We start from the raw sequence: 23,257 nt of genomic DNA, 5'->3' as shown, positions 1-23,257 counted from the left end.
GTTGAGTGAGAAAAGTGTGTTGCGTGAGGGGTTTTTTTCTTCTGGGGATTTGAACTGATCACGGCGAGGTCACTAAGGTCAGGCCTCGAACCTCCACACGGGTGATCACTCAAAAGAAGGAGCCCGTCTCCGTGGCGTCCCACCGTCGACCCAAGCAGCCGAGTCGCGCGCGCGTGACCGTGCTGACCACCGCAGCCGCCGCTGCCGTCGTGCTGAGCTCCCAGGCCGCCAACGCGGCGCCCAGCCAGAAGCTCACCAAGGACGAGGTCAAGAGCAAGGTCGACAAGCTCTACGAGGAAGCCGAGAAGGCCACCGAGACGTACAACGGGGCCCAGGAGAAGCAGGAGAAGCTCCAGAAGGAGATCTCCACCATCCAGGACAACGTGGCCCGGGGGCAGGCGGACCTCAACGAGCTGCGCGACTCCATGGGTCTGGCGGCCGCCGCCCAGTACCGCACCGGCTCCATAGACTCCTCGCTGCAGCTCCTCCTCTCCTCGAACCCGGACGACTTCCTGGACAAGGCGTCGGCCGCCGACCAGCTGAGCTCTCAGCAGGTCGAGGCGCTCAGGAAGATCCAGGAGAAGCAGCGCCAGCTCGCCCAGCAGCGCACCGAGGCCTCCGGCAAGCTCAAGGACCTCGCCACCACCCGTGCCGAACTGGGCAGGAACAAGAAGGAAGTCCAGGCCAAGCTCGCCGAGGCGCGCAAGCTCCTCAACACGCTGACGGCCAAGGAGAAGGCCGCTCTCGCCGCCGCGGACACCCGAGCGAGCCGGGACGCCGGCCAGCGGGTCGACCTCGGTGACGCCCCGACCGGCTCCGGCCGGGCCATGGCCGCCTTCCAGGCCGCGCAGAGCCAGCTCGGCAAGCCCTACCACTACGGCTCCACCGGCACCGCCATGTACGACTGCTCCGGCCTCACCTCCTGGGCCTACGCGCAGGCCGGCGTCGGCATCCCGCGGACCTCCGAGGCGCAGGCCAACTACGGCACGCGCATCTACTCGCAGAGCGACCTCAAGGTCGGCGACCTGGTGTTCTTCTTCAACGACCTGCACCACGTCGGCCTGTACGCGGGCAACGGTCAGATCATCCACGCGCCGCGCACCGGGACCGTCGTGCGCTACGAGTCGATGGGCACGATCGGCGGACCGTTCATGTTCGGCGTCCGGGTCTGATCCACCCCGGGGCCTGGACCTGATCGACCTCGGGATCAGGACGCCACGCCGCCCGAACGGGCGAATCATGACGACGAGGAGTGACCCCACGCCCCGCCGGTGACCTGCGTCAGCGGCGGGGCGTCACTGTGCGTGCCCGCCGAGGTCTTTGGCCGACCCCCCGTCGCGGGGCTACTGTCTGCCGCGTTTCCCTGTCACCGGTGGAAGGAGCGCGGCTTCCCGTGGGGTCCCATCGCCGCCTTGCACAGTCCGGGTTCGACCGGGGCGCCTGCAGCGCCCTGAGCGTGCTGTCCGTCGCGGCCGCCGCCCTCGGCGCCGTGTCCGCCGTACCGGCCACGGCCGCGCCGCACGACGACACCCGCGCCGAGGTGGACCGTCTCTACGAGGAGGCGGAGAAGGCCACCGAGGCCTACAACGAGGCCGACGAACGCGCCGGCGCCCTGCGCAGGCAGGTCGGCGACGCCCAGGACCACATCGCCCGGCAGCAGGAGCGCGTCAACGGCCTGCGCGAGCAGCTCGGTTCGCTGGCCGGCGCCCAGTACCGCTCCGGCGGTCTCGATCCCTCCCTGGCGCTGCTGTTCTCCGACGACCCCGAGGAGTACCTCGCCAAGGCGTCCGTCCTGGACCGGATCACCGCCCACCAGGCCGGTGAACTGAGGGAGCTGCAGGGCGCCCTGCGCGAGCTCGCCCAGGAGCGTTCCGAGGCCGCGCGCAAGCTCGCCGAGCTGGAGAAGAACCGCCGGGCCGTGGTGGACCACAAGCGGTCCGTGGAACAGAAGCTCGCCAGGGCGCGGGAGTTGCTCGACGCCCTGCCGTCGGGGGAACGCGCCGCCTACGACCGGGCCTCCCGCTCCGACCGCGGGGACCTGCCCGGCCCCTCGGGCTCCGTCCCCGCGTCCGGCCGGGCGGCCGCCGCGCTGGCCGCCGTCCGCTCCGCGCTCGGCAGACCGTACGTCTGGGGCGCCAACGGGCCGTCCGGCTTCGACTGTTCGGGCCTCATGCAGTGGTCGTACGCGCAGGCCGGCGTCTCGCTGCCGCGCACCTCGCAGGCCCAGGCGCACGCCGGCCGGCGGGTCCCGCTCTCCCAGGCCCGGCCCGGCGACATCGTGACGTACCGCTCCGACGCCAGCCATGTCGGCATGTACGTCGGCAACGGCCAGGTCATCCACGCCCCCTACCCGGGCGCGCCCGTGCGCTACGACCCGGTCGGGATGATGCCGGTGTCGTCCGTCACCAGGCCCTGACCCCTCGGCCGGTCCGGCGTCGCCGCCGTACGATCGGGTGGATGACGGGTCGAAGGCGGGTGCGCGGATCCCGGGCCGTGGGGTCCTGGCCGGTGGTCGTCACGCTCCTCGCCTCCCTGGTCGCCTGCGGCGGCCGGCCCGCGGCGGACGGGGCGCGGGCCGATGTGCAGCGGGTCCTCGACCGGCGGGCCGCCGCGGTCCTCGACCACGACGCGCGCGCCTACGCGGCCACCGGCAGCGCCGCGGGGTTCGCCGCCCTCCGGTCCGTTCCGCTGGCGGCCTGGTCCTACCGGGTGACGGCACTGCGGCGCGGCGGGGACGCCGCCACCGCGGACGCCGAGCTCAGCTACCGGGTCGAGGGCTACGACCGGGCCCCGGTGGTCGTGCCGCGCACCGTGCGCCTGGCCCGGGACGAGGGCGGGCGATGGTCGGTGACGTCGGAGAAGCCCGCGAAGGATGCCGGGCAGCAGTTGTGGGACCAGGGCACGGTGAACGTCGTGCGGGGCGCGCACAGCCTGGTACTGGGGGTCGGGCAGTCCGGCGACCGGCTGCGGTCCTTCGCGGAGCTGGCCGACGACGCCGTCCCCGCGGTGTCGGCGGCCTGGGGCACCGACTGGGCGGGTCATGTCGTCGTCCTGGTGCCGAAGTCGCTCGCGGGCATGGCGGGGCTGCTGGGCTCGCCCGCCTCCGCCTACCGGGGCATCGCCGCGGTGACGACGGGCGAGACCGGCGGCCGGGCGAAGGCGCCCGCGGACCGGGTCATCGTCAACCCCGACGCGTACGGCATGCTCGGCCGGGTCGGCCGGCAGGTGGTGCTCACCCACGAGACGACGCATGTCGCCACCCGCGCCCACACCGGCGCCGCCACCCCGCTGTGGCTCTCCGAGGGGTACGCCGACTGGGTCGGCTACCGCGGCACCGGCCGAACCCCGGCCGAGGTCGCACCCGAACTGCAGCACTCGGTCATGACCGGGAGCGTCCCGGCGGCGCTGCCGGTCGACGGCGCCTTCGGCTTCTCGGGGGACGCGGGCCGGCTGGCGGAGGCGTACGAGGGCGGCTGGCTGGCCTGTCGGATGATCGCAGCACGGTGGGGCGAGGTGAAGCTCGACGCGTTCTACCGGGCCGTCGGGGAGCACGAGGGGCGGTCGGGGGCGGTGGAGGGCGCGCTGCGGGACGTCCTGGACACCTCCCTCGCACAGTTCACGGCGCACTGGCAGGACTACCTGAGGACTCAGCTCGGCTGAGCGGCGGCCCGCGCGGCGAGCCGGCCGGCCGCGGCCGCCCGGACAGTTCCTCGATCGCCCCGCACAGCCGGGCCCGCTCCGCCCGCACGGCAGGAAGGGCAGCAGACCGGGCGAGAGGATCGCGAGGGCGGCCGCGGGCGGGTACTGCCAGGTGACGTCGGCGGCCGGGAACACGCCCGTGCTCAGCACCTCGGACCAGCCGCGGTAGGTGACGGACACGTCGCCGGTGACGTCGGGGCCGGGGAAGACGCACACCCGGAAGACGAAGAGCGGCGGCGCGAGCCGGGTCACGCCCCAGGTCGTCAGCAGACAGGTCAGGGGCCGCCGCGGGCCGTCGTTCCCATGGCGTCATGATCTCCCCGCGGGCTGTGAAGCGCGGCCGGACGCGGCTGTGGAGAGCGTTTGGATAAGGTCGGTCGCGATGCACAAGACCCTGATCGTGACGAACGACTTCCCGCCCCGGCCGGGCGGCATCCAGGCGTTCCTGCACAACATGGCGCTCCGGCTCGACCCCGACCGGCTCGTCGTCTACGCGTCCACCTGGAAGCGCTCCCGCGAGGGCGTCGAGGCGACCGCCGCCTTCGACGCCGAGCAGCCCTTCACCGTCGTCCGGGACTCCACGACGATGCTGCTGCCGACGCCCGCGGCGACCCGCCGGGCGGCCGGGCTGCTGCGGGAGCACGGATGCACGTCGGTGTGGTTCGGGGCGGCGGCGCCGCTCGGGCTGATGGCTCCGGCGCTGCGCAGGGCGGGCGCCGAGCGGCTGGTGGCCACCACCCACGGGCACGAGGCCGGCTGGGCGCAGCTGCCCGCCGCCCGGCAGCTGCTCGGCCGGATCGGCGAGAGCACGGACACGATCACCTACCTCGGCGAGTACACCCGCGCGCGGATCGCGACCGCGCTGAGCGCCGAGGCCGCGGGCCGGATGGCGCAGTTGCCGCCGGGAGTCGACGAGAAGACCTTCCATCCGGGATCCGGCGGCGACGAGGTGCGGGCGCGGCTCGGGCTGGCCGACCGGCCGGTGGTGGTGTGCGTCTCGCGGCTGGTCCCGCGCAAGGGGCAGGACACGCTGATCCTGGCCATGCCCCGGATCCTGGCCGCCGAGCCGGACGCCGTGCTGCTGATCGTGGGCGGCGGGCCGTACGAGAAGGACCTGCGCAGGCTCGCGCGCGAGAGCGGGGTGGCCGCCTCCGTGCGCTTCACGGGATCGGTGCCGTGGTCGGAGCTGCCCGCCCACTACGGCGCCGGGGACGTCTTCGCGATGCCGTGCCGGACGCGGCGCGGCGGACTCGACGTCGAGGGGCTCGGCATCGTCTATCTGGAGGCGTCGGCGACCGGACTGCCCGTCGTCGCCGGGGACTCCGGCGGGGCGCCCGACGCCGTGCTGGACGGCGAGACGGGGTGGGTCGTGCCGGGCGGTTCGCCGGCGGCCGTGGCCGAGCGGATCGTCGTGCTCCTCGGGGACGCCGAGCTGCGCCGCCGGATGGGGGAGCGGGGCCGGCGGTGGGTCGAGGAGAAGTGGCGCTGGGACCTGCTCGCGGAGAAGCTGAAAACCTTGCTCCAGACTTTTCCCCCGTTGCTCTAGGCGGAGGGAGAAAATCCGCTGATGCTGCGCACATGACAGCAAAACTGATGCAGCGTCAGCTGACGAGACGTCACATTCTTGGTATGGCCGCCCTCCAGACGGCGGCCACTCTCGGCTTCACCCGCGTCGGCCTGCAGTCGGCCCACGCGGCCGAGCCCGACGCGGTCGAATCCGCCCCCGCCGTCGTGGTGGGCTCCGGCTACGGCGCCGCCGTCGCCGCCCTGCGCCTGGGCCAGGCCGGCATCCGCACCCTCGTCCTGGAGATGGGCCGGCTGTGGAACACGGCCGGCGCCGACGGCAAGGTCTTCTGCGACACCGCCGCCCCCGACCAGCGGTCCATGTGGTTCCGCACCCGTACCGAGGCGCCGCTGGCCACCTTCCTGTGGCTGGACCTCGTCAACAAGGACATCGGCCTGTATCCGGGCGTCCTGGACCGCGTGCACTTCGACCACATGTCCGTCTTCGTGGGCCGCGGGGTCGGCGGCGGCTCCCTGGTCAACGGCTCGATGGCGGTCACCCCGCTCCAGTCGTACTTCGCCGAGCAGTTCCCCACCGTCGACACGGCGGAGATGTACGCGACGTACTACCCGCGCGCCCGCGCCATGCTCGGCGTCAACACCGTCGACCCCGCCTGGTTCGAGTCGACCGAGTGGTACCGGTTCACCCGCGTCTCCCGCAAGCACGCGGAGAACACCGGCCTGAGGACCACCTTCGTGCCGAGCGTCTACGACTTCGGCTACATGCAGCGCGAGGCGGCCGGCACCGCCGTCAAGTCGGCCCTCGGCCAGGAGGTCATCTACGGCAACAACCACGGCAAGAAGAGCCTCGACAAGACGTATCTGGCGGCGGCGCTCGGCACCGGCAACGTCACGATCCACACCCTGGAGAAGGTGCGCACGATCAGCCGGGCGAACGACGGGACGTACGTCCTGACCGCCGACCGCATCGACGAGACGGGCCGTGTCGTCGAGACCAAGCAGTACGGCTGCACCTACCTGTTCCTCGGCGGCGGCAGCCTCGGCACCAGCGAACTCCTCGTCCGCGCCCGGGAGACGGGCACGCTGCCCGCGCTGAACGCGAGCGTCGGGGCGGGCTGGGGGACCAACGGCAACGTGATGCTGGGGCGGGCCAACCACCTGTGGGACACGGTCGGCGCCAATCAGTCGACCATGCCGGTCATGGGCATCGACGACTGGGCGAACACCGCCAACCCGGTCTTCGCCGAGATCGCCCCGCTGCCCACCGGGCTGGAGCACTGGGTCAGCCTCTATCTGGCGATCACCAAGAACCCGCAGCGTGCCGCCTTCACGTACGACGCCGCCTCGGGCGGGGTGAAGCTCGGCTGGAGCGCCGCGCAGAGCGCCGTCTCGGTGAGCATGGCGAAGAAGCTCTTCGACCGCATCAACGCGGCGAACGCCACCATCTACCGCTACGACCTCTTCGGCTCCGGCAACAAGGTCTTCGCCGACGACTTCACCTACCACCCGCTCGGCGGCTGCGTGCTGGGGAAGGCGACCGACGACTACGGCCGGGTCAAGGGCTACTCGAGGCTCTACGTCACCGACGGCTCGCTGGTGCCCGGCAACATCGGCGTGAACCCGTTCGTCACCATCACCGCGCTCGCCGAACGCACGATGGCGCGGGTCCTCGCGGAGGACGTCGCGCCATGACGTGCCGTCAGCAGCCCTTCACAGGCCGCTACTTGGCGTAGATCGCCTCGATCTCGCTCGCATAGTCCTTCGCCACCACATGGCGCTTGAGCTTCAGCGACGGCGTGAGGTGGCCCGAGTCCTCCGTGAACTGGGAGGAGAGAATGCGGAACTTCCGCACCGATTCCGCCTTCGAGACCGCGGCGTTGCCGTCGTCGATCGCCGACTGGACGGCTGCCTGAAGGTCGGCGTCCTCGCGCAGCGACGCCGCGGTCGAACCCGCGGGCTTGCCGTGGTCGGAAGCCCAGCGGCCCAGGAACTCCTCGTCGATGGTGACCAGCGCGCCCACGAACGGCCGTCCGTCGCCCACCACCATGCACTCCGCGACCAGGGCGTGCGCGCGGATGCGGTCCTCGATCACGGCCGGGGCGACGTTCTTGCCGCCCGCGGTGACGATGATCTCCTTCTTGCGGCCGGTGATCGCGAGGTAGCCGTCCTCGTCGAGGGTGCCGATGTCACCGGTGTGGAACCAGCCGTCGGCCAGCGCCTCGGCGGTCGCCCCCGGGTTGTTCCAGTACTCCTTGAACAGGTGCTCGCCGTGCAGCAGCACCTCGCCGTCGTCCGCGATCCGTACGACCGAACCGGGCAGCGGCTGACCCACCGTGCCGATCTTCTGCCGGTCCCACGGGTTGAATGCGGTCGCGGCGCAGGACTCCGTCAGGCCGTAGCCCTCCAGGACGGTGAAGCCGATGCCGCGGAAGAAGTGACCCAGACGCTCGCCCAGCGGGGCCCCGCCGGAGATCGCGTACTCGCCCCGGCCGCCGAGCACCGCGCGCAGCTTGCTGTAGACCAGCTTGTCGAACACCTTGTGCTTGATCTTCAGCTTCAGCGGCGGGCCGGCCGGCAGCTCCAGCGCCTTGCTGTACGCGATCGCCGTGTCCGCCGCCTTGTCGAAGATCGCGCCCATGCCGTCCGCCTGCGCCTTGGCGCGCGCCGAGTTGTAGACCTTCTCGAAGACCCGCGGCACGCCCAGGATCAGCGTCGGGCGGAAGGACGCCAGCTCGTCGGTGAGGTTCTTGATGTCCGGGACGGTGCCCAGCTTGATCGGCGCCATCATCGGGGCGATCTGCACCAGCCGGCCGAAGACGTGCGCGAGGGGAAGGAACAGCAGGACGCTGCACTCACCGGTGCGGAACAGCGGCCGCAGCCGCTCCACGACGTTCCCGCACTCGGCGAAGAAGCTGCGGTGGGTGAGCACGCAGCCCTTGGGCCGGCCGGTCGTGCCGGAGGTGTAGACGATGGTCGCCGGGTCGTCCGCCCTGGCCTGCGAGCTGCGCTCCTCGACGACCTGGTCGGAGACGTCCCTGCCGAGCCGCCCCAGCTCCTCGACGCCCCCCGCCTCGATCTGCCAGACGTGCTTGAGCGCCGGCAGCGACTCGCGCACCGTCTCCACGGCCGCCGCGTGCGCGTCCAGCTCGACGACGACGGCGGTCGCGCCCGAGTCCGAGAGGATCCACTGCACCTGCTCCGCAGAGCTGGTCTCGTACACCGGCACCGTGACCGCGCCCGCACACCAGATCGCGAAGTCGAGCAGCGTCCACTCGTACCGGGTGCGCGACATCAGGGCCACCCGGTCGCCGGGCTGGACACCGGAGGCGATGAGGCCCTTGGCGGCCGCGTGCACCTCGGCGAGGAACGCCGTGGCCGTCACGTCCTGCCAGGCGCCGTCCACCTTGCGGGCGATGACGGCGACATCGGGATGCTGCGCGGCGTTTCTGCGGACGATGTCGGTCAGATTTCCGTCCGCAGGGACCTCGTACAAAGCCGGAAGGCTGAACTCGCGCAAGACTGCTGCTCCTCATAGGGCGCCGGCGCCACGACGTTGTGCGATGCGACGGTGCGGTCCATGGCTCGGGCTGTGCTCAGGGATCTCGGTGGACCCCCGTGGATCCGGTGGATCCCGGTGGTTGAAATCCTGAGCACGACTGGACTGCCCGGACGTTACCCGCCGGTATGGCCTCTTCGACAGGGGGGTCCGGCGAGATGTTCGCTGCGTCACACAGATTGGTGTCTTTCGGCCGACCCTAGTCCACCGCTTTACTGACTGGCCAGTAACCGGTATCCCGGCCGACCCTGTTCACGTATGCCTCACAGGCCTACCCTTGATCGACATGGCATCCACACCGTCCGGAAACCGCAGGACACGCATCCACGTGGTCAGTGACGTGCACGGCAACGCGCGCGACCTGGCCCGGGCCGGAGACGGCGCCGACGCGCTGATCTGTCTGGGCGACCTCGTCCTGTTCCTGGACTACGCCGATCACTCCCGCGGGATCTTCCCCGACCTGTTCGGCGAGGAGAACGCCGACCGCATCGTCGAACTGCGCACCGCCCGCCGCTTCGAGGAGGCCCGCGAACTCGGCGCCCGGCTCTGGGGCGGCATAGGCGGCGACCGGGCGGCGGTGATCGAGCAGGCGGTGCGCAAGCAGTACGGCGAGATGTTCCCCGCCTTCCCGACCCCGACGTACGCCACCTACGGCAACGTCGACATGCCGCAGCTGTGGCCGGAGTTCGCCGGACCCGGCACGACCGTCCTCGACGGCGAGCGGGTGGAGATCGGCGGCCGGGTCTTCGGCTTCGTCGGCGGCGGTCTGAAGACCCCCATGCGCACGCCGTACGAGATCAGCGACGAGGAGTACGCGGCGAAGGTCGAGGCCGTCGGCGAGGTCGACGTGCTGTGCACCCACATCCCGCCGGACGTGCCGGAACTCGTCTACGACACCGTGGCCCGCCGCTTCGAACGCGGCAGCCGCGCCCTGCTGGACGCCATCCGCCGCACCCGGCCCCGCTACTCCCTGTTCGGCCACGTCCACCAGCCGCTCGCGCGCCGCATGCGGATCGGCGCGACCGAGTGCGTCAACGTGGGGCACTTCGCCGGCAGCGGCAGGCCCTGGGCCCTGGAGTGGTGAAATCGCCCGACCGACCGCGCGGTAGCCTTCACGCTGCACACACGTACCCTTACGGGCCCGCATCCGGAGGAGCCACGGCGATGGCGGAACACACCAGCTCGAGCATCACGATCGAGGCGGCACCGGCCGACGTCATGGCGGTGATCGCCGACTTCGCCCGCTACCCGGACTGGACCGGAGAGGTGAAGCAGGCGGAGGTCCTCCAGCAGGACGAGCGGGGCCGCGCCGAACAGGTACGCCTGGTCATGGACGCCGGCGCGATCAAGGACGACCAGGTCCTCGGCTACACCTGGTCCGGCGAGCGCGAGGTGTCCTGGACGCTGGTGAAGTCCCAGATGCTGCGCCAGCTCGACGGCTCCTACCTCCTCGAGCCGGCCGGCGCCGGCGCCACCGAGGTCACCTACCGGCTGACCGTCGACGTCAAGATCCCCATGCTGGGCATGATCAAGCGCAAGGCCGAGAAGGTCATCATCGACCGGGCGCTGGCGGGCCTGAAGAAGCGCGTGGAGTCGGGCGAGAAGTAGGGGAGAGGACCGCGGGCGCGGCCCCCGGGCCGGCCCGACCGGTACCGTTCCCCCTCATGCGCACCCTCCTGATCACCGGCCCCGGCGGCAGCGGCCGTACGACAGTCGCGGCCGCCACGGCCCAGCGCGCGGCGGCGGCGGGCGCCCGGACCCTCGTCCTCGGCGCCGATCGCACCGACACCCTCGGCGCGGCGCTCGGGGTGCGCACCGGACCGGCCCCCGTGAGCGTCGCCCCGCGCCTCACCGCCTGGCGTCCCGACGCCGCCGCCGGCTTCCGCGACGACCTCGCCGGATTCCAGGACCGCGCCGCCACCGTCCTCGACCTGCTCGGCGCCTCCCGGCTCGACCCGGAGGAGGTCACCCCGCTCCCCGGCGCCGAGGAGCTGACCCTGCTGCGCGCGCTGCGCGACGCCGCGCTCGCCGAGGCCCACGACCTCCTCGTCGTCGACCTCCCGCCCGCCCCGCAGGCCCTCGCCCTGCTGGCCCTCCCGGAGGAGCTGCGCCGCTATCTGCGCCGCCTGCTCCCGCCGGAACGCCAGGCGGCCCGCGCCCTGCGCCCCCTGCTCGGCCGGCTCGCCGGCGTGCCCATGCCCGCCGAGTGGCTCTACGAGACGACCGCCCGCTGGGACACGGAGCTGGCCGCAGTCGAGGCCGTCCTCGCCGACCGGGGGACCGCCGTGCGCCTCGTCGCCGAGCCCGGACCGGCCGGCGCGGACGCGATCCGCGACGCCCGCCTCGGCCTGGCCCTGCGCGCCCTGCCCGTCGAGTCGCTCGTCGCCAACCGGGTCCTGCCGGAGGACGCCGCCGACGGCGGCCGGCTGGACCGGCTCGTCGCCCAGCAGCGCAAGACGCTGGAGGAGTGGGGAGCGGCGGCCCGTCCCGTCGCCCACCTCGGCCACGACCCCCGCGGCGCCGACGACCTCGCCGCGCTCGCGGCGCCCCCCGTCAACCCGGCGGCCTCCCCGGTCGAGTGGCCCGTCGCCGACCGGCTCGCGCGCGACGGCGTGCTCGTCTGGCGCCTCCCGCTGCCCGGCGCGGTGCGCGACGAACTCGACCTGGTCCGCCGCGGCGACGAACTCGTCGTCACCGCCGGGCCGTTCCGCCGCATCGTCACGCTGCCCTCGGTGCTGCGCCGCTGCACCGTCGACGGCGCGGCGCTGCGCGACGACGAGCTGTGCGTGCGTTTCGCCCCGGATCCCGGCCTGTGGCCGAAGACCCCGTGAACGGCATACCGCCGTTCGGGTAACGTCGTAAGGACGGGCCGTGGTCAGGCCTCGTCAACCAGCAGTCGTCAGGAGTCCGCCATGAGCGAAGAGCGCCCCACGCCCGACGCCGCCGGGGAGCCCTCCGGCGCAGGAACCGCCGACGAGGAACCGCGCGTGAGCGACGCCGACGCCTGGGCCACCGCCGCCGCCGAGGACCTGGCGGCGGAGAAGGCCCGCCGCCGCGCCGAGCACGGCCCGCAGCAGGGATCGGCCGCCGACGAACTGCGCAAGCTCGTCGACGCCGTCAGCGACAAGCTGTCGTCGATCCAGTCCCCGCTGCTCGGAGCCGTCGCCGGACCCGCCGCCCAGCAGGCCGTCCGCCAGGTCGTCCAGCAGGCCAAGGCCGCCGTGGAACCCGTCATCGAGCGCAACCCGGACGTCTTCGACCACCTCGCGGCGGCCGGCAGCGAGCTCCTCGCCGCCTACCGCTCGGCGGTCCAGACCCAGGAGCGGCGCTGGACCGCCGGAGCCGGCGATCCGCGCGACACGGGCCGCGAAGGCGGCGACGACACCGGTCCCGGCCAGCGCATCGACTTGGACTGAAGCTCTCCCGGGGCAGGGCCTCGGGTACGGTTGGCCGTAGCGGGGCTCGACCGAAACTGAGGGATTCATGGGACTCACCATCGGCGTCGACATCGGCGGCACGAAGATCGCGGCCGGCGTGGTCGATGAGGAAGGCAACATCCTGTCGACCCACCAGGTGCCGACCCCGGGCACGCCCGAGGGCATCGTGGACGCCATCGCCGCCGCCGTCGACGGCGCGCGCGTGGGGCACGACATCGTCGGTGTGGGCATCGGCGCCGCCGGTTACGTCAACCGCCAGCGCTCGACGGTCTACTTCGCGCCCAACATCGACTGGCGCCAGGAGCCGCTGAAGGACAAGGTCGAGGCCCGCGTCGGGCTGCCCGTCGTCGTGGAGAACGACGCCAACGCCGCAGCGTGGGGCGAGTACAAGTTCGGCGCGGGCAAGGGCCACCGCAACGTCATCTGCATCACCCTGGGCACCGGCCTCGGCGGCGGCATCATCATCGGCAACAAGCTGCGCCGCGGCCACTTCGGCGTCGCCGCCGAGTTCGGCCACATCCGCATGGTGCCCGACGGCCTGCTGTGCGGCTGCGGCTCGCAGGGCTGCTGGGAGCAGTACGCCTCCGGCCGCGCCCTGGTGCGCTACGCCAAGCAGCGCGCCAACGCCACCCCGGAGAACGCCGAGATCCTGCTCGGTCTCGGCGACGGCAGCCCGGACGGCATCGAGGGCAAGCACATCTCCATGGCCGCCCGCCAGGGCGACCCGGTCGCCGTCGACTCCTACCGGGAGCTCGCCCGCTGGGCCGGCGCCGGCCTCGCCGACCTCGCCTCCCTCTTCGACCCGTCCGCCTTCATCGTCGGCGGCGGGCTCTCCGACGAGGGCGAACTGGTCCTCGACCCGATCCGCAAGTCGTACAAGCGGTGGCTGGTCGGTGGCAACTGGCGTCCGGTGGCCGACGTCATCGCGGCCCAGCTGGGCAACAAGGCGGGCCTGGTCGGCGCGGCGGACCTGGCGAGAGAGCCCGACCCGATCATGTAGTCGTCCTGTCCGTCGTACGACGGACAGGACGTCCGTCGTCCGGCGCCTCCCGGCCGTCGTCCGACGCATCGCGGTAACACGGGGGCTGCTCGCGGCCCCCGTTCGCTTTTCCGGACGTTCGGGACGGCGCGGCGTATCTTGATCGCTATGCCGACGACCTCGCCGCTTCCGAACTCCCGCACCGAGCCCGACGGTTCGGCCGTCATCCGGGTCCTCAGCTACAACGTCCGCTCCCTGCGGGACGACACCGAGGCCCTGGCCCGGGTCATCACCGCCTGCGCCCCCGACCTCGTGCTGCTCCAGGAGGCGCCGATCTTCTTCCGCTGGCGCAAGAAGCTGGCCCGGCTCGCCGCCGCCACCGGCCAGGTGATCCTGACCGGCGGGGGCACGGCCGCCGGGCCTGCGATCCTCTGCTCGCTCCGGGCGACCGTCGAACGCACCGAGGACGTGCTGCTGCCGCTCACCCCGGGGCAGTTCCGGCGCGGCCTCGCCACCGCGGTGGTCCGCTTCGGGGGCGCCCGCGTGGGGGTCGTCAGCTGTCATCTCGGGCTGACGGCGGCCGAGCGCCGTGAACAGGGCGGCATGCTCCTCGACCGGCTGGCCGGCCTGGGCGTCGAGCACGCGATCGCGGGCGGCGACATCAACGAACGACCCGACGGACGCACCTTCGGCCGGCTGGCCACGGCCCTGCGGGACTGCCGGACCGCCGCGCCCTGGGGGAGTGAGCACACCTTCCCCGCGACCGGGCCGAACCGCCGTATCGACGGGATCTTCGTCACCCGGGGCGTGGAGGCGCTGGGCTGCGGGGTGCCCCGCGGGCTGCCCGGGGTCGCCGACGCCGATCTGCGCGCGGCCACGGACCATCTCCCGGTCCTCGCCGCCCTCAGGATCCCCGCCGCCTGACCGGCTCCGGGCCCGCTGCCCCGACCGGCTGCCGGGCCCTGCCGGTCAGACGACCGCTCCCCGTCCCGGATCGCCCTCGTCCTCGTCGTCCGCGCCCATCCGTATCACCAGCGTGGCGAAACCGCCGAGGAAGCCGCCGACGCAGACGGTCGTCAGCCACCACGTCATCTCCCAGCCCAGCAGCACCGCGAGCAGCAGCAGCACCGGCCCGCCGATCACCCCGAGCCAGGCGAACTTGGCCGTGGTGTCGGCGGCGGGCAGCGGCGGCGGCTCCGGCGGGACGAAGTGACCCTCGTCGTCCTCGTCGAAGTCCTCCTCGGCCGGTTCGGGCGCGGTGTGGTCGCGCGGGCCGACGCCGGGCGCGAAGGCCACCGAGCTGCCCAGCGGCTTGGCCGGTTTCTTCTCCTCGCCGGGCTCCTTCACGGGCTCTTCGCCCGCTTTCGTCCCCGGCTGCTCGTCGTCGTCGTTCGCCTCGACCTCGAGGAGCGCCAGGTCCTCGATCGACTTGAACGGCTTGGCGCCCGGCGGGTCCGGCGGCTCCTCGCCGTACCCGGCGACGATCGCCGCCCACGCGGCGGCCTCGTCGAAGGGCACGCTCTGCTCCTCCGGCTCGTGGCCCCGGCGGGCGTCCAGGCCGTCCCGCTCGTCCCGGTTCTCCCGGTCCTCGCGGTCGGCGTCGTGCTCAGCCACCTGCGGCCGTCCCTTCCTTGCCGACACTGGGCGCGATCCGGGCGATGAACGCGTAGCTCTCCTCGAAGATCCGGTCCGCTTCGTGGTCCAACGTTGCCACGTGGTAGCTCTGTTCCAGCAGGATCTCGGTCACGTCCGTCGACGACACCCGGCTGAGCACCCGGGCCGAGTCGGCCGGCGGCACCACGTGGTCGTGCACGCTGCGCAGCAGCAGCAGAGGCTGGGTGACCTGCGGCAGCTCGCCGTCGACCAGTCGCAGGAACGCCCGCAGCGAGTGCGCCGAGTGCAGCGGCACCCGGTCGTACCCGCTCTCCAGGACGCCCTCCTTGGCGATGTCGCTGGCGATCCCCTTCGTCGTGCGGACCAGGTGGCGGGCCACCGGAAGGGCGTGGGCGGACAGGCCGTGGACCTTGTTCGCGGGGTTGACGACGATGACGCCCTCCACACCTTCCCCGTGCCGGGCGGCCAGTCGCAGGGCCAGCGCGCCGCCCATGGACAGACCGGCCACGAACACCCGCGCGCAGCGGCGGCGCAGTGCGCGCAGCTCGCGGTCGACCTCCGCGTACCAGTCCTGCCAGCCGGTGAGCGCCATGTCCTGCCAGCGCGTGCCGTGACCCGGCAGCAGCGGCAGCGAGACGGTCAGGCCCTGCCCGGCGAGGTGCTGCGCCCATGGGCGCAGCGACTGCGGGGAACCGGTGAAGCCGTGACAGAGGAGCACTGCGACCTCCCCGCCCTCATGGCGGTACGGCTGTGCTCCAGGAAGGACCGGCACCATCGGTCTCCTGTCTTCGTCTGTTCTTCGTGGAGGGACGTCTGCTTCACCGTACGCGACCCCACTGACACCGACCAGGGCCGTCGGAGCCTTTGCCGCCGCTCCGGGTTAAGGTCTGTGCGACACCAACAGGAGGCACTCGCTTGTTGTACGGCGCGATGAAGGTCGCTATCGGGGGACCGTTGAAGGTCACCTTCAGGCCCTGGGTGGAGGGCCTCGAGAACATCCCCGACGAGGGCCCCGCGATCCTGGCGAGCAACCACCTGTCCTTCTCGGACTCGTTCTTCCTGCCCGCGGTCCTCGACCGCAAGGTCACCTTCATCGCGAAGGCCGAGTACTTCACCACGCCCGGGGTGAAGGGCCGGCTGACGGCGGCCTTCTTCAAGGGCGTCGGCCAGCTCCCGGTGGACCGCTCCGGCGGCCGCGGCGCGGGCGAGGCCGCGATCAGGAGCGGGATGGACGTCCTGGAGCGCGGTGAGCTGTTCGGCATCTACCCGGAGGGCACGCGCTCGCCCGACGGCCGGCTCTACCGCGGCAAGCCGGGCGGCCTCGCGCGCGTGGCCCTCGCCACCGGCGCGCCCGTGATCCCGGTCGCCATGATCGACACCGAGAAGATCCAGCCGCCCGGGAAGGTCCTCCCGAAGATCATGCGGCCCGGCATCCGCATCGGCAGGCCGCTGGACTTCAGCCGCTACCAGGGCATGGACCACGACCGCTTCGTGCTGCGGGCGCTGACCGACGAGGTCATGTACGAGATCATGAAGCTGTCCGGCCAGGAGTACGTCGACATGTACGCGACCGCGGCCAAGCGGCAGATCGCGGAGGCGGCGAAGGCCGAGAAGGAAGCGGAGAAGGCCGCGAAGGCGGCGCTCGCGCAGGCCGAGAGGGAACAGGCCGAGAAGGAACAGGCGAAGAGGGAACAGGCCGAGAAGGAACGGGCCGAGAAGGACGAAGAGCAGTAGTCGGCAGTCCGGGGGGCGGGCGGGTGGCCAGGCGCGAGAAGGTCCTGAGGATGTCGGTGGAGCTGCCGATGTGGCGGGCGCTCGCCGGCTACCGGGTGCTCACCATGCTGTACGCGGTGGGCTTCTTCGCCACCGCCTACGACGGGTTCGAGCGCCCCTGGGTCGCCGTCGTCTACTACTGCGTCCTGTTCGTGTGGACCGTGGCCACCCTGCCCAAGGTCGCGAACGCGGCGAGTTGCACCAAGCGCTTCCTCGCCGCCGACCTCGTCGTCGCCCTGACCGGCATCATGCTCACCACCGTCGCGGACAGCCACGAACGCATCCAGTCGGGCGGCCCGACGCTGCCGTCGATATGGACGGCGGGCTCGGTGCTGGCGTTCGCCGTCAAGGGCGGCTGGCGCTGGGCGGCGTTCGCCTCGACGGCCGTCGCGGTGACCAACCTGGTCGAGCGCGGCACTCCGGCCCGCGACACCGTGCACAACGTCGTCCTCGTGTGGGTCGCCTCCATCGCCATCGGCTACGTCGTCGAGGTCGCCCGCGCCTCCGAGCGCACCCTCGCCCGCGCCCTGGAGATCGAGGCGGCGACCCGCGAGCGCGAGCGCCTGGCCCGGGACATCCACGACAGCGTGCTGCAGGTGCTCGCCATGGTGCAGCGGCGCGGCGCGGTCATCGGCGGCGAGGCGGCCGAGCTGGGCCGGATGGCCGGCGAGCAGGAGGTCGCGCTGCGCACCCTGGTCTCCGGCGGACTCGTGCCGGTCTCGCGGGTCTCCGAGGACGCGGCCGACGGCGCCGTCGTGTACGCCGTCGACGAACCGGCGCCGGAGCCCTGCGAGCAGGACGGGCCCGTCGACCTGCGCACTCTGCTCGCGCCCTTCGCCGCGGCCCGCGTCAACCTCGCCGAGCCCGGCGCCCCGGTGGTGCTGCCGGCGCCCGCCGCGAGGGAGCTGGCGGCGGCGGTGGGGGCCGCCCTGGACAATGTGCGCAGACACGCCGGCGACGACGCCCGGGCCTGGATCCTCGTCGAGGACGAGCCCGACGCGGTGATCGTCACCGTGCGGGACGACGGACCGGGCATCCCGCAGGGGCGGCTCGCGCAGGCCGAGGGCGAGGGGCGGCTCGGCGTGGCCCAGTCGATCCGCGGCCGGCTGCGCGACCTCGGGGGCGGCGCCGAGGTGATCTCGACGCCGGGGCAGGGCACGGAGGTCGAGCTGACGGTGCCGAGGGAGAAGAACGTGCAGCGGGGAAAGGCAGGACAGCGATGAGCGGGCGACAGGATCCGATCAGGGTCATGGTGGTCGACGACCACCCCATGTGGCGGGACGCGGTGGCGCGGGACCTGGCGGAATCGGGCCTGGACGTGGTCGCCACCGCCGGCGACGGCGAGCAGGCCGTGCGCCGGGCCAAGGCCACCACGCCCGACGTCCTCGTGCTGGACCTCAACCTGCCGGCGAAGCCGGGCGTCCAGGTGTGCAAGGAGGTCGTCGCCGCCAACCCCGCCCTGCGGGTGCTCGTGCTGTCGGCCAGCGGCGAGCACGCCGACGTCCTGGAGGCGGTGAAGTCGGGTGCGACCGGTTATCTGCTGAAGTCGGCTTCCACGGAGGAGCTGTTGGACGCGGTGCGCCGGACGGCCGTCGGCGATCCGGTGTTCACGCCCGGCCTGGCCGGGCTGGTGCTGGGCGAGTACCGCCGCCTGGCCTCCGACCCCGGGCCGGCCGCCGGCGGCGACGAGCCGAACGCGCCCCGGCTGACCGACCGGGAGACCGAGGTGCTGCGCCTGGTCGCCAAGGGCCTGAGCTACAAGCAGATCGCCGAACGCCTCGTCATCTCCCATCGCACCGTCCAGAACCACGTCCAGAACACCCTCGGCAAGCTCCAGTTGCACAACAGGGTCGAACTGGTGCGATACGCCATTGAGAGAGGTCTCGACGACGAGTGAGGGACGAGTCACACTGACCCCTCGTCAGGCAGTAACGGCGAAGGGACTCGTCCATGCGCGTCGGAGTACTGACCGGAGGCGGGGACTGCCCCGGCCTCAACGCCGTCATCAGAGCGATCGTCCGTAAAGGCGTCCAGGAGTACGGCCATGACTTCGTCGGCTTCCGGGACGGCTGGCGCGGCCCCCTGGAGGGACGGTCCGTCCCCCTCGGCATCCCCGCCGTGCGCGGCATCCTGCCTCGCGGCGGCACGATCCTCGGATCCTCGCGGACCAACCCCCTCAAGGAGGAGGACGGCGTCCGCCGCATCAAGGACACCCTCGCCCGGCAGCGGGTGGACGCCCTCGTCACCATCGGCGGCGAGGACACCCTGGGCGTCGCCGCCCGGCTGTCCGACGAGTTCGGGGTGCCCTGCGTCGGCGTCCCGAAGACCATCGACAACGACCTGTCCGCCACCGACTACACCTTCGGCTTCGACACCGCCGTCGGCGTCGCCACCGAGGCCATCGACCGGCTGCACACCACCGCCGAGTCCCACATGCGGGTCCTGGTGGTCGAGGTGATGGGCCGTCACGCGGGCTGGATCGCCCTGCACTCCGGCCTGGCGGGCGGCGCCAACGTCATCCTCATCCCCGAGCAGCGCTTCGACATCGCCCAGGTGTGCGCCTGGGTGGCCTCCCGCTTCCGGTCCTCGTACGCCCCGATCGTGGTCGTCGCCGAGGGCGCGATGCCCCGGGACGGCGACGTGGTGCTCAAGGACGGCTCGCTCGACTCCTTCGGGCATGTACGGCTGTCCGGCGTCGGCGAGTGGCTGGCCAAGGAGATCGAGCGCCGGACCGGGAACGAGGCCCGCACGACCGTCCTCGGCCACGTCCAGCGCGGCGGGACCCCGAGCGCCTTCGACCGCTGGCTCGCCACCCGCTTCGGCCTGCACGCCGTCGACGCCGTCCACGAGGGCGACTTCGGCACGATGGTCGCCCTGCGCGGCACCGACATCGTCCGCGTGCCGATCGCGGAGGCGACGGCCCGGCTCAAGACCGTCGACCCCGCGCTGTACGCGGAGGCGGGGGTGTTCTTCGGCTGAGCCGCTACGAGCGCAGACCCGTCGCGCGCAGGCGGGCGACCGCCTCCCGCACCACGGCCGCGCCGTTCAGCGTCAGCACCGACTCCGGATGGAACTGCACCCCGCCGAACCCGGGCCCCCTAACGGCGTGCACCTCACCGTTCGGGGCCCGGCTCACCTCCACCCCGCGCACCGCGAGCTCCCGCGCGGCCTCGTCGTCGCACCGCGCCGTGAAGCTGTTGTAGAAGCCGACGGTCTCGGCCCGCCCGAACAGGTCGATCACCGTCTGCGCCCCCTGGTACGGCACCTCCTTGCGGACGATGTCCAGCCCCAGCTCGGCCGCGATCAGCTCGTGCCCGAGGCAGACGCCGAGCACCCCGTGCCGGTGCTCCCGCAGCAGCCGGGCGGTCAGCTCGCGCAGGAACCGCATCTTCGGGTCGTCCGGGTCGGACGGGTCGCCGGGACCGGGCCCCAGCACCACCGGCCCCGCGTGCGCGCGCACCGCCTCGGCGAGCCCGTCCTCGTCGTAGCGCCGGACGCTCACGTCGAGACCGCCGGAGCGCAGGACGTGCCCGAGCATCGCCGTGAAGGTGTCCTCGGCGTCGACGACGAGCGCGTGCCCGGTCAGTTCCGGCGTCCGCTCCTGCATCCGCAGCCAGAACGGTGCCAGCGAGGCCCGCCGCCCGTCGAGCGCGGCCCGCACCCGGGGATCGTCGGCGAGCCGCGGCCGCGCCTCCCGGTCGCCGGGCCGTGGCGCGCCCACCCCCAGCGCCGCCAGCACCCCCGCGGCCTTGGCGTGCGTCTCCGCCACCTCGCCCGCCGGGTCCGACCCGCGCACCAGAGTGGCCCCGACCGGCACCCGCAGCCCTCCGGCCGCGTCGATGTCGGCGGTGCGGATGAGGATGGGGGAGTCGAGGGTCTGCGCCCCGCCCGAGTCCCGTCCCAGCAGGGCCAGCGCCCCCGCGTAGTAGGCGCGGCCGCCCTTCTCGTGGCGTTCGACGACCCGGCAGGCGTTCTGCACCGGCGAGCCGGTCACGGTCGCCGCGAACATGGTCTCCTTCAGCACCTCCCGCACGTCCAGTGAGGACTTCCCGCGCAGCTCGTACTCGGTGTGCGCCAGGTGCGCCATCTCCTTCAGCCGCGGCCCGACGACGACCCCGCCCATGTCGCCGACGGTGCACATCATCTTGAGCTCCTCGTCGACGACCATCGACAGTTCCTCGATCTCCTTGCCGTCGGCGAGGAAGTCCAGCAGGCGCTCGGGCGTCGGCCCCTCGGCGGGATACCGGTACGTCCCGCTGATCGGGTTCATGACGACCGTGCCGCCGGACATCCGCACATGCACCTCCGGGCTGGCCCCCACCAGCGTCCTGTCCCCGGTGTGCACGACGAACGTCCAGTACGCGCCGCGCTCGCCCGCCAGGAGCCGGCGGAACAGGGCGAGGGCGTCGGCCCGGGAGAAGCCGGGGATCTCGCCCCGGTAGGTGCGCCGGATCACGAAGTTCGCGCCCTCGCCCCGCCCGATCTCGTCCCGCAGCACCCGCCCGACGATCCGGGCGTATTCCTCGTCGCCCACGTCGAAGCCCCCGCCCTCGACCCTCACCTCGTGGTCGGGGAGCTGGTCGAGCGCCGTGGACAGCGGGATGTCGTGCCGCTCCTCGGGGGTCAGGAAGCTCAGCGGGGTCCCGTCGTCGCGGACCTCGAAGCCGCGCTCGCGGATCTGTCGGAAGGGGACGAGCGCGAGCCCTTCGTCGGGGAGGTCGGCGAGCCGGTCGTGGACGGCCACCGGACCGAGGAGCAGTTCCACGACCTCGTCGTCGCGGCCCGGCGTACGGCGGCGCAGCAGCGCGAACGGGCGGGGATCGGTGAGCAGGCCGAGCAGATGCATGGGTCGTGTCCTTCTCGCTGGGAGGAGCTGCCAGGAGAGGGACGGCCGGGCCCGGAAACACCGAAGGCCGCCCCTCGGGGCGGCCTTCGCGACGTTCTGGGTACGCGCAGTCAGCGGGCCGCCGGATGAGCGGTCCACCACCAGTTCTGGGTCGAAAGCGCGAACATGCGCCGCACCTTATCCCATACGTGCCGGGTCCACAGGTGAGCAGGACGGTGTCTCACCTGTCGAGCCGTGCGAAAACGACTCGACACGACCCCGTAATGTGGAGGTCGTGACCGTGAACGCTAAGACCAGCGCCAGCGCTGGCAACACCTGGCGAGACCTGCCCGCGGCGCAGCAGCCCGAGTACCCCGACACCGAGGCTCTGCGCGCAGTGATCGCGGACCTCGAGTCGTATCCGCCGCTCGTCTTCGCGGGCGAGTGCGACCAGCTGCGCGCCCGGTTGGCGGCCGTCGCCAAGGGAGAGGCGTTCCTCCTCCAGGGCGGCGACTGCGCCGAGGCCTTCGACGCGGTGTCCGCCGACCACATCCGCAACAAGCTCAAGACCCTGCTCCAGATGGGCGCCGTGCTGACGTACGCGGCCTCGGTGCCGGTCGTCAAGGTCGGCCGCATCGCCGGCCAGTACTCCAAGCCGCGCTCCAAGGGCACGGAGACGCGCGACGGCGTGACCCTGCCCACGTACCGCGGCGACTCGGTCAACGGCTTCGACTTCGACGAGAAGTCCCGCATCCCGGACCCCGAGCGCCTGAAGCGGATGTACAACGCGTCGGCCTCGACGCTCAACCTGGTGCGCGCGTTCACCACCGGCGGTTACGCCGACCTGCGCCAGGTGCACGCCTGGAACCAGGACTTCGTGAAGTCGTCCCCGTCCGGTCAGCGCTACGAGCAGCTCGCGCGCGAGATCGACCAGGCGCTGAACTTCATGCACGCCTGCGGGGCCGACCCGGAGGAGTTCAGGACGGTCGAGTTCTTCTCCTCGCACGAGGCCCTGCTGCTCGACTACGAGTCCGCGCTCACCCGCGTCGACTCCCGTACCGGGCAGCTGTACGACGTCTCGGCGCACATGGTGTGGATCGGCGAGCGCACCCGGCAGCTGGACCACGCGCACATCGAGTTCGCCTCGAAGATCCGCAACCCGATCGGCATCAAGCTCGGTCCGACGACCACGGCCGAGGAGGCGCTGCAGTACATCGAGCGCCTCGACCCCGACCGTGAGCCCGGCCGGCTGACCTTCATCGTCCGGATGGGCGCCGACAAGGTCCGCGACAAGCTGCCCGAGCTGGTCGAGAAGGTCACCGCCTCGGGCGCGACCGTGGCCTGGATCACCGACCCGATGCACGGCAACACCTACGAGGCGGCCTCGGGTCACAAGACCCGTCGCTTCGACGACGTGCTCGACGAGGTCAAGGGCTTCTTCGAGGTCCACAAGGGCCTCGGCACCCACCCGGGCGGCATCCACGTGGAGCTGACCGGCGACGACGTCACCGAGTGCGTGGGCGGCGGCGACGAGATCTTCGTCGACGATCTGCACCAGCGCTACGAGACCGCGTGCGACCCGCGTCTGAACCGCAGCCAGTCCCTGGACCTGGCGTTCCTGGTGGCGGAGATGTACCGCGACCAGTGAGGACGACGCTCAAGGGCGGTGGGGGGGGGGGGGCCCACCAAAACCGCCCCCCCCCCCCGAGGGGGCACCCGCCGCCGGGGGGGGGGGGGGGGTGGGGTTGTTGGTTGGGGGGGGGTTGGTGGTGGTTTGGGGGGGTTTGTTTTTTTTTTTTTTTTTTTTGTTTTTTTTTGTTGTGTAGTTTTTTTCTGGTTTTGGATTAAAC

Annotated in this window: 21 protein-coding genes and 1 pseudogene; 16 read left to right on the top strand and 6 right to left on the bottom strand. The window is 72.2% G+C overall.

Translation table 11 applies throughout. From position 1 onward, the window contains the following. The first annotated feature begins 131 nt into the window (after positions 1 to 131). From ACFVYK_RS28805 to ACFVYK_RS28795, 3 genes are all read left to right on the top strand, one after another. A complete protein-coding gene (locus tag ACFVYK_RS28805; RefSeq protein ID WP_389779065.1) occupies positions 132 to 1,172 on the top strand; it encodes an NlpC/P60 family protein in 1,041 nt (346 codons plus the stop codon). A gap of 221 nt (positions 1,173 to 1,393) precedes the next feature. Then, positions 1,394 to 2,416 (top strand): NlpC/P60 family protein, encoded by a 1,023-nt coding sequence (locus ACFVYK_RS28800; protein ID WP_389779063.1) that lies wholly within the window; start codon positions 1,394 to 1,396, stop codon positions 2,414 to 2,416. A gap of 41 nt (positions 2,417 to 2,457) precedes the next feature. Further along, positions 2,458 to 3,660: a hypothetical protein gene (locus ACFVYK_RS28795; RefSeq protein ID WP_389779062.1), complete on the top strand. Its 1,203-nt coding sequence runs from the start codon at positions 2,458 to 2,460 to the stop codon at positions 3,658 to 3,660. Between the two features lie 90 nt (positions 3,661 to 3,750). On the opposite strand, the pseudogene ACFVYK_RS28790 reads toward ACFVYK_RS28795, so the two are convergent. After that, positions 3,751 to 3,978, bottom strand: a pseudogene (locus tag ACFVYK_RS28790) (hypothetical protein); the annotation flags it as partial. Between the two features lie 103 nt (positions 3,979 to 4,081). Here ACFVYK_RS28790 and ACFVYK_RS28785 point away from each other — a divergent pair. Both ACFVYK_RS28785 and ACFVYK_RS28780 read left to right on the top strand, forming a co-directional pair. Then, positions 4,082 to 5,245: a glycosyltransferase family 4 protein gene (locus ACFVYK_RS28785; protein WP_389779060.1), complete on the top strand. Its 1,164-nt coding sequence runs from the start codon at positions 4,082 to 4,084 to the stop codon at positions 5,243 to 5,245. A gap of 83 nt (positions 5,246 to 5,328) precedes the next feature. Beyond that, positions 5,329 to 6,915 (top strand): GMC oxidoreductase, encoded by a 1,587-nt coding sequence (locus ACFVYK_RS28780; protein ID WP_389779058.1) that lies wholly within the window; start codon positions 5,329 to 5,331, stop codon positions 6,913 to 6,915. 28 nt (positions 6,916 to 6,943) lie between these two features. On the opposite strand, the gene ACFVYK_RS28775 is transcribed toward ACFVYK_RS28780, so the two are convergent. Beyond that, complete coding sequence (locus ACFVYK_RS28775; RefSeq protein WP_389779056.1) at positions 6,944 to 8,740, bottom strand: AMP-dependent synthetase/ligase; 1,797 nt, start codon at positions 8,738 to 8,740, stop codon at positions 6,944 to 6,946. A gap of 367 nt (positions 8,741 to 9,107) precedes the next feature. Between ACFVYK_RS28775 and ACFVYK_RS28770 the strand changes: the two genes are divergently transcribed. From ACFVYK_RS28770 to ACFVYK_RS28745, 6 genes are all read left to right on the top strand, one after another. After that, the gene (locus tag ACFVYK_RS28770) at positions 9,108 to 9,863 is read left to right on the top strand and encodes a metallophosphoesterase (protein ID WP_389779094.1); all 756 of its coding nucleotides are present in this window, start codon (positions 9,108 to 9,110) and stop codon (positions 9,861 to 9,863) included. An 80-nt stretch (positions 9,864 to 9,943) separates the two neighbouring features. Further along, positions 9,944 to 10,387: an SRPBCC family protein gene (locus ACFVYK_RS28765; RefSeq protein WP_389779054.1), complete on the top strand. Its 444-nt coding sequence runs from the start codon at positions 9,944 to 9,946 to the stop codon at positions 10,385 to 10,387. A 56-nt stretch (positions 10,388 to 10,443) separates the two neighbouring features. Further along, positions 10,444 to 11,610, top strand: a complete 1,167-nt coding sequence (locus ACFVYK_RS28760) for an ArsA family ATPase (protein ID WP_389779052.1) — start codon at positions 10,444 to 10,446, stop codon at positions 11,608 to 11,610. An 81-nt stretch (positions 11,611 to 11,691) separates the two neighbouring features. After that, complete coding sequence (locus ACFVYK_RS28755; RefSeq protein WP_389779050.1) at positions 11,692 to 12,195, top strand: DUF5304 domain-containing protein; 504 nt, start codon at positions 11,692 to 11,694, stop codon at positions 12,193 to 12,195. A gap of 67 nt (positions 12,196 to 12,262) precedes the next feature. Continuing rightward, positions 12,263 to 13,216, top strand: coding sequence for an ROK family glucokinase (locus tag ACFVYK_RS28750; RefSeq protein ID WP_389779048.1), 954 nt, complete (start codon positions 12,263 to 12,265; stop codon positions 13,214 to 13,216). 147 nt (positions 13,217 to 13,363) lie between these two features. Beyond that, positions 13,364 to 14,119 (top strand): endonuclease/exonuclease/phosphatase family protein, encoded by a 756-nt coding sequence (locus ACFVYK_RS28745; RefSeq protein WP_389779047.1) that lies wholly within the window; start codon positions 13,364 to 13,366, stop codon positions 14,117 to 14,119. Between the two features lie 45 nt (positions 14,120 to 14,164). Here the strand turns inward: ACFVYK_RS28745 and ACFVYK_RS28740 are convergent, their stop codons facing one another. Beyond that, positions 14,165 to 14,809: a hypothetical protein gene (locus ACFVYK_RS28740; protein ID WP_389779045.1), complete on the bottom strand. Its 645-nt coding sequence runs from the start codon at positions 14,807 to 14,809 to the stop codon at positions 14,165 to 14,167. Further along, on the bottom strand, positions 14,802 to 15,581 hold the full coding sequence (locus ACFVYK_RS28735; RefSeq protein ID WP_389779043.1) for an alpha/beta hydrolase: 780 nt from the start codon (positions 15,579 to 15,581) through the stop codon (positions 14,802 to 14,804). Before ACFVYK_RS28735 ends, ACFVYK_RS28740 begins: the two co-directional genes overlap by 8 nt. A 158-nt stretch (positions 15,582 to 15,739) precedes the next feature. Between ACFVYK_RS28735 and ACFVYK_RS28730 the strand changes: the two genes are divergently transcribed. The 4 genes from ACFVYK_RS28730 to ACFVYK_RS28715 are packed head-to-tail and all read left to right on the top strand — an operon-like array spanning position 15,740 to position 19,561. Further along, positions 15,740 to 16,543: a lysophospholipid acyltransferase family protein gene (locus tag ACFVYK_RS28730; protein WP_389779041.1), complete on the top strand. Its 804-nt coding sequence runs from the start codon at positions 15,740 to 15,742 to the stop codon at positions 16,541 to 16,543. A gap of 23 nt (positions 16,544 to 16,566) precedes the next feature. Continuing rightward, positions 16,567 to 17,805, top strand: a complete 1,239-nt coding sequence (gene macS / locus ACFVYK_RS28725; protein ID WP_389779039.1) for a MacS family sensor histidine kinase — start codon at positions 16,567 to 16,569, stop codon at positions 17,803 to 17,805. Further along, the gene (locus ACFVYK_RS28720) at positions 17,802 to 18,479 is read left to right on the top strand and encodes a response regulator (protein WP_389779038.1); all 678 of its coding nucleotides are present in this window, start codon (positions 17,802 to 17,804) and stop codon (positions 18,477 to 18,479) included. Before macS ends, ACFVYK_RS28720 begins: the two co-directional genes overlap by 4 nt. 53 nt (positions 18,480 to 18,532) lie before the next feature. After that, on the top strand, positions 18,533 to 19,561 hold the full coding sequence (locus ACFVYK_RS28715; RefSeq protein WP_389779036.1) for a 6-phosphofructokinase: 1,029 nt from the start codon (positions 18,533 to 18,535) through the stop codon (positions 19,559 to 19,561). Between the two features lie 4 nt (positions 19,562 to 19,565). Here ACFVYK_RS28715 and ACFVYK_RS28710 read toward each other — a convergent pair whose 3' ends face one another. After that, the gene (locus tag ACFVYK_RS28710) at positions 19,566 to 21,428 is read right to left on the bottom strand and encodes an anthranilate synthase family protein (RefSeq protein ID WP_389779034.1); all 1,863 of its coding nucleotides are present in this window, start codon (positions 21,426 to 21,428) and stop codon (positions 19,566 to 19,568) included. A gap of 110 nt (positions 21,429 to 21,538) precedes the next feature. Next, on the bottom strand, positions 21,539 to 21,595 hold the full coding sequence (locus tag ACFVYK_RS28705; protein WP_350818382.1) for a trp operon leader peptide: 57 nt from the start codon (positions 21,593 to 21,595) through the stop codon (positions 21,539 to 21,541). A gap of 107 nt (positions 21,596 to 21,702) precedes the next feature. Between ACFVYK_RS28705 and ACFVYK_RS28700 the strand changes: the two genes are divergently transcribed. Then, on the top strand, positions 21,703 to 23,055 hold the full coding sequence (locus ACFVYK_RS28700; RefSeq protein ID WP_389779032.1) for a class II 3-deoxy-7-phosphoheptulonate synthase: 1,353 nt from the start codon (positions 21,703 to 21,705) through the stop codon (positions 23,053 to 23,055). Positions 23,056 to 23,257 lie beyond the last annotated feature (202 nt).

This window comes from Streptomyces sp. NPDC058291 (genome assembly GCF_042880855.1).
GTDB lineage: Bacteria > Actinomycetota > Actinomycetes > Streptomycetales > Streptomycetaceae > Streptomyces.
This window is presented reverse-complemented; position numbering and strand designations above follow the sequence as displayed.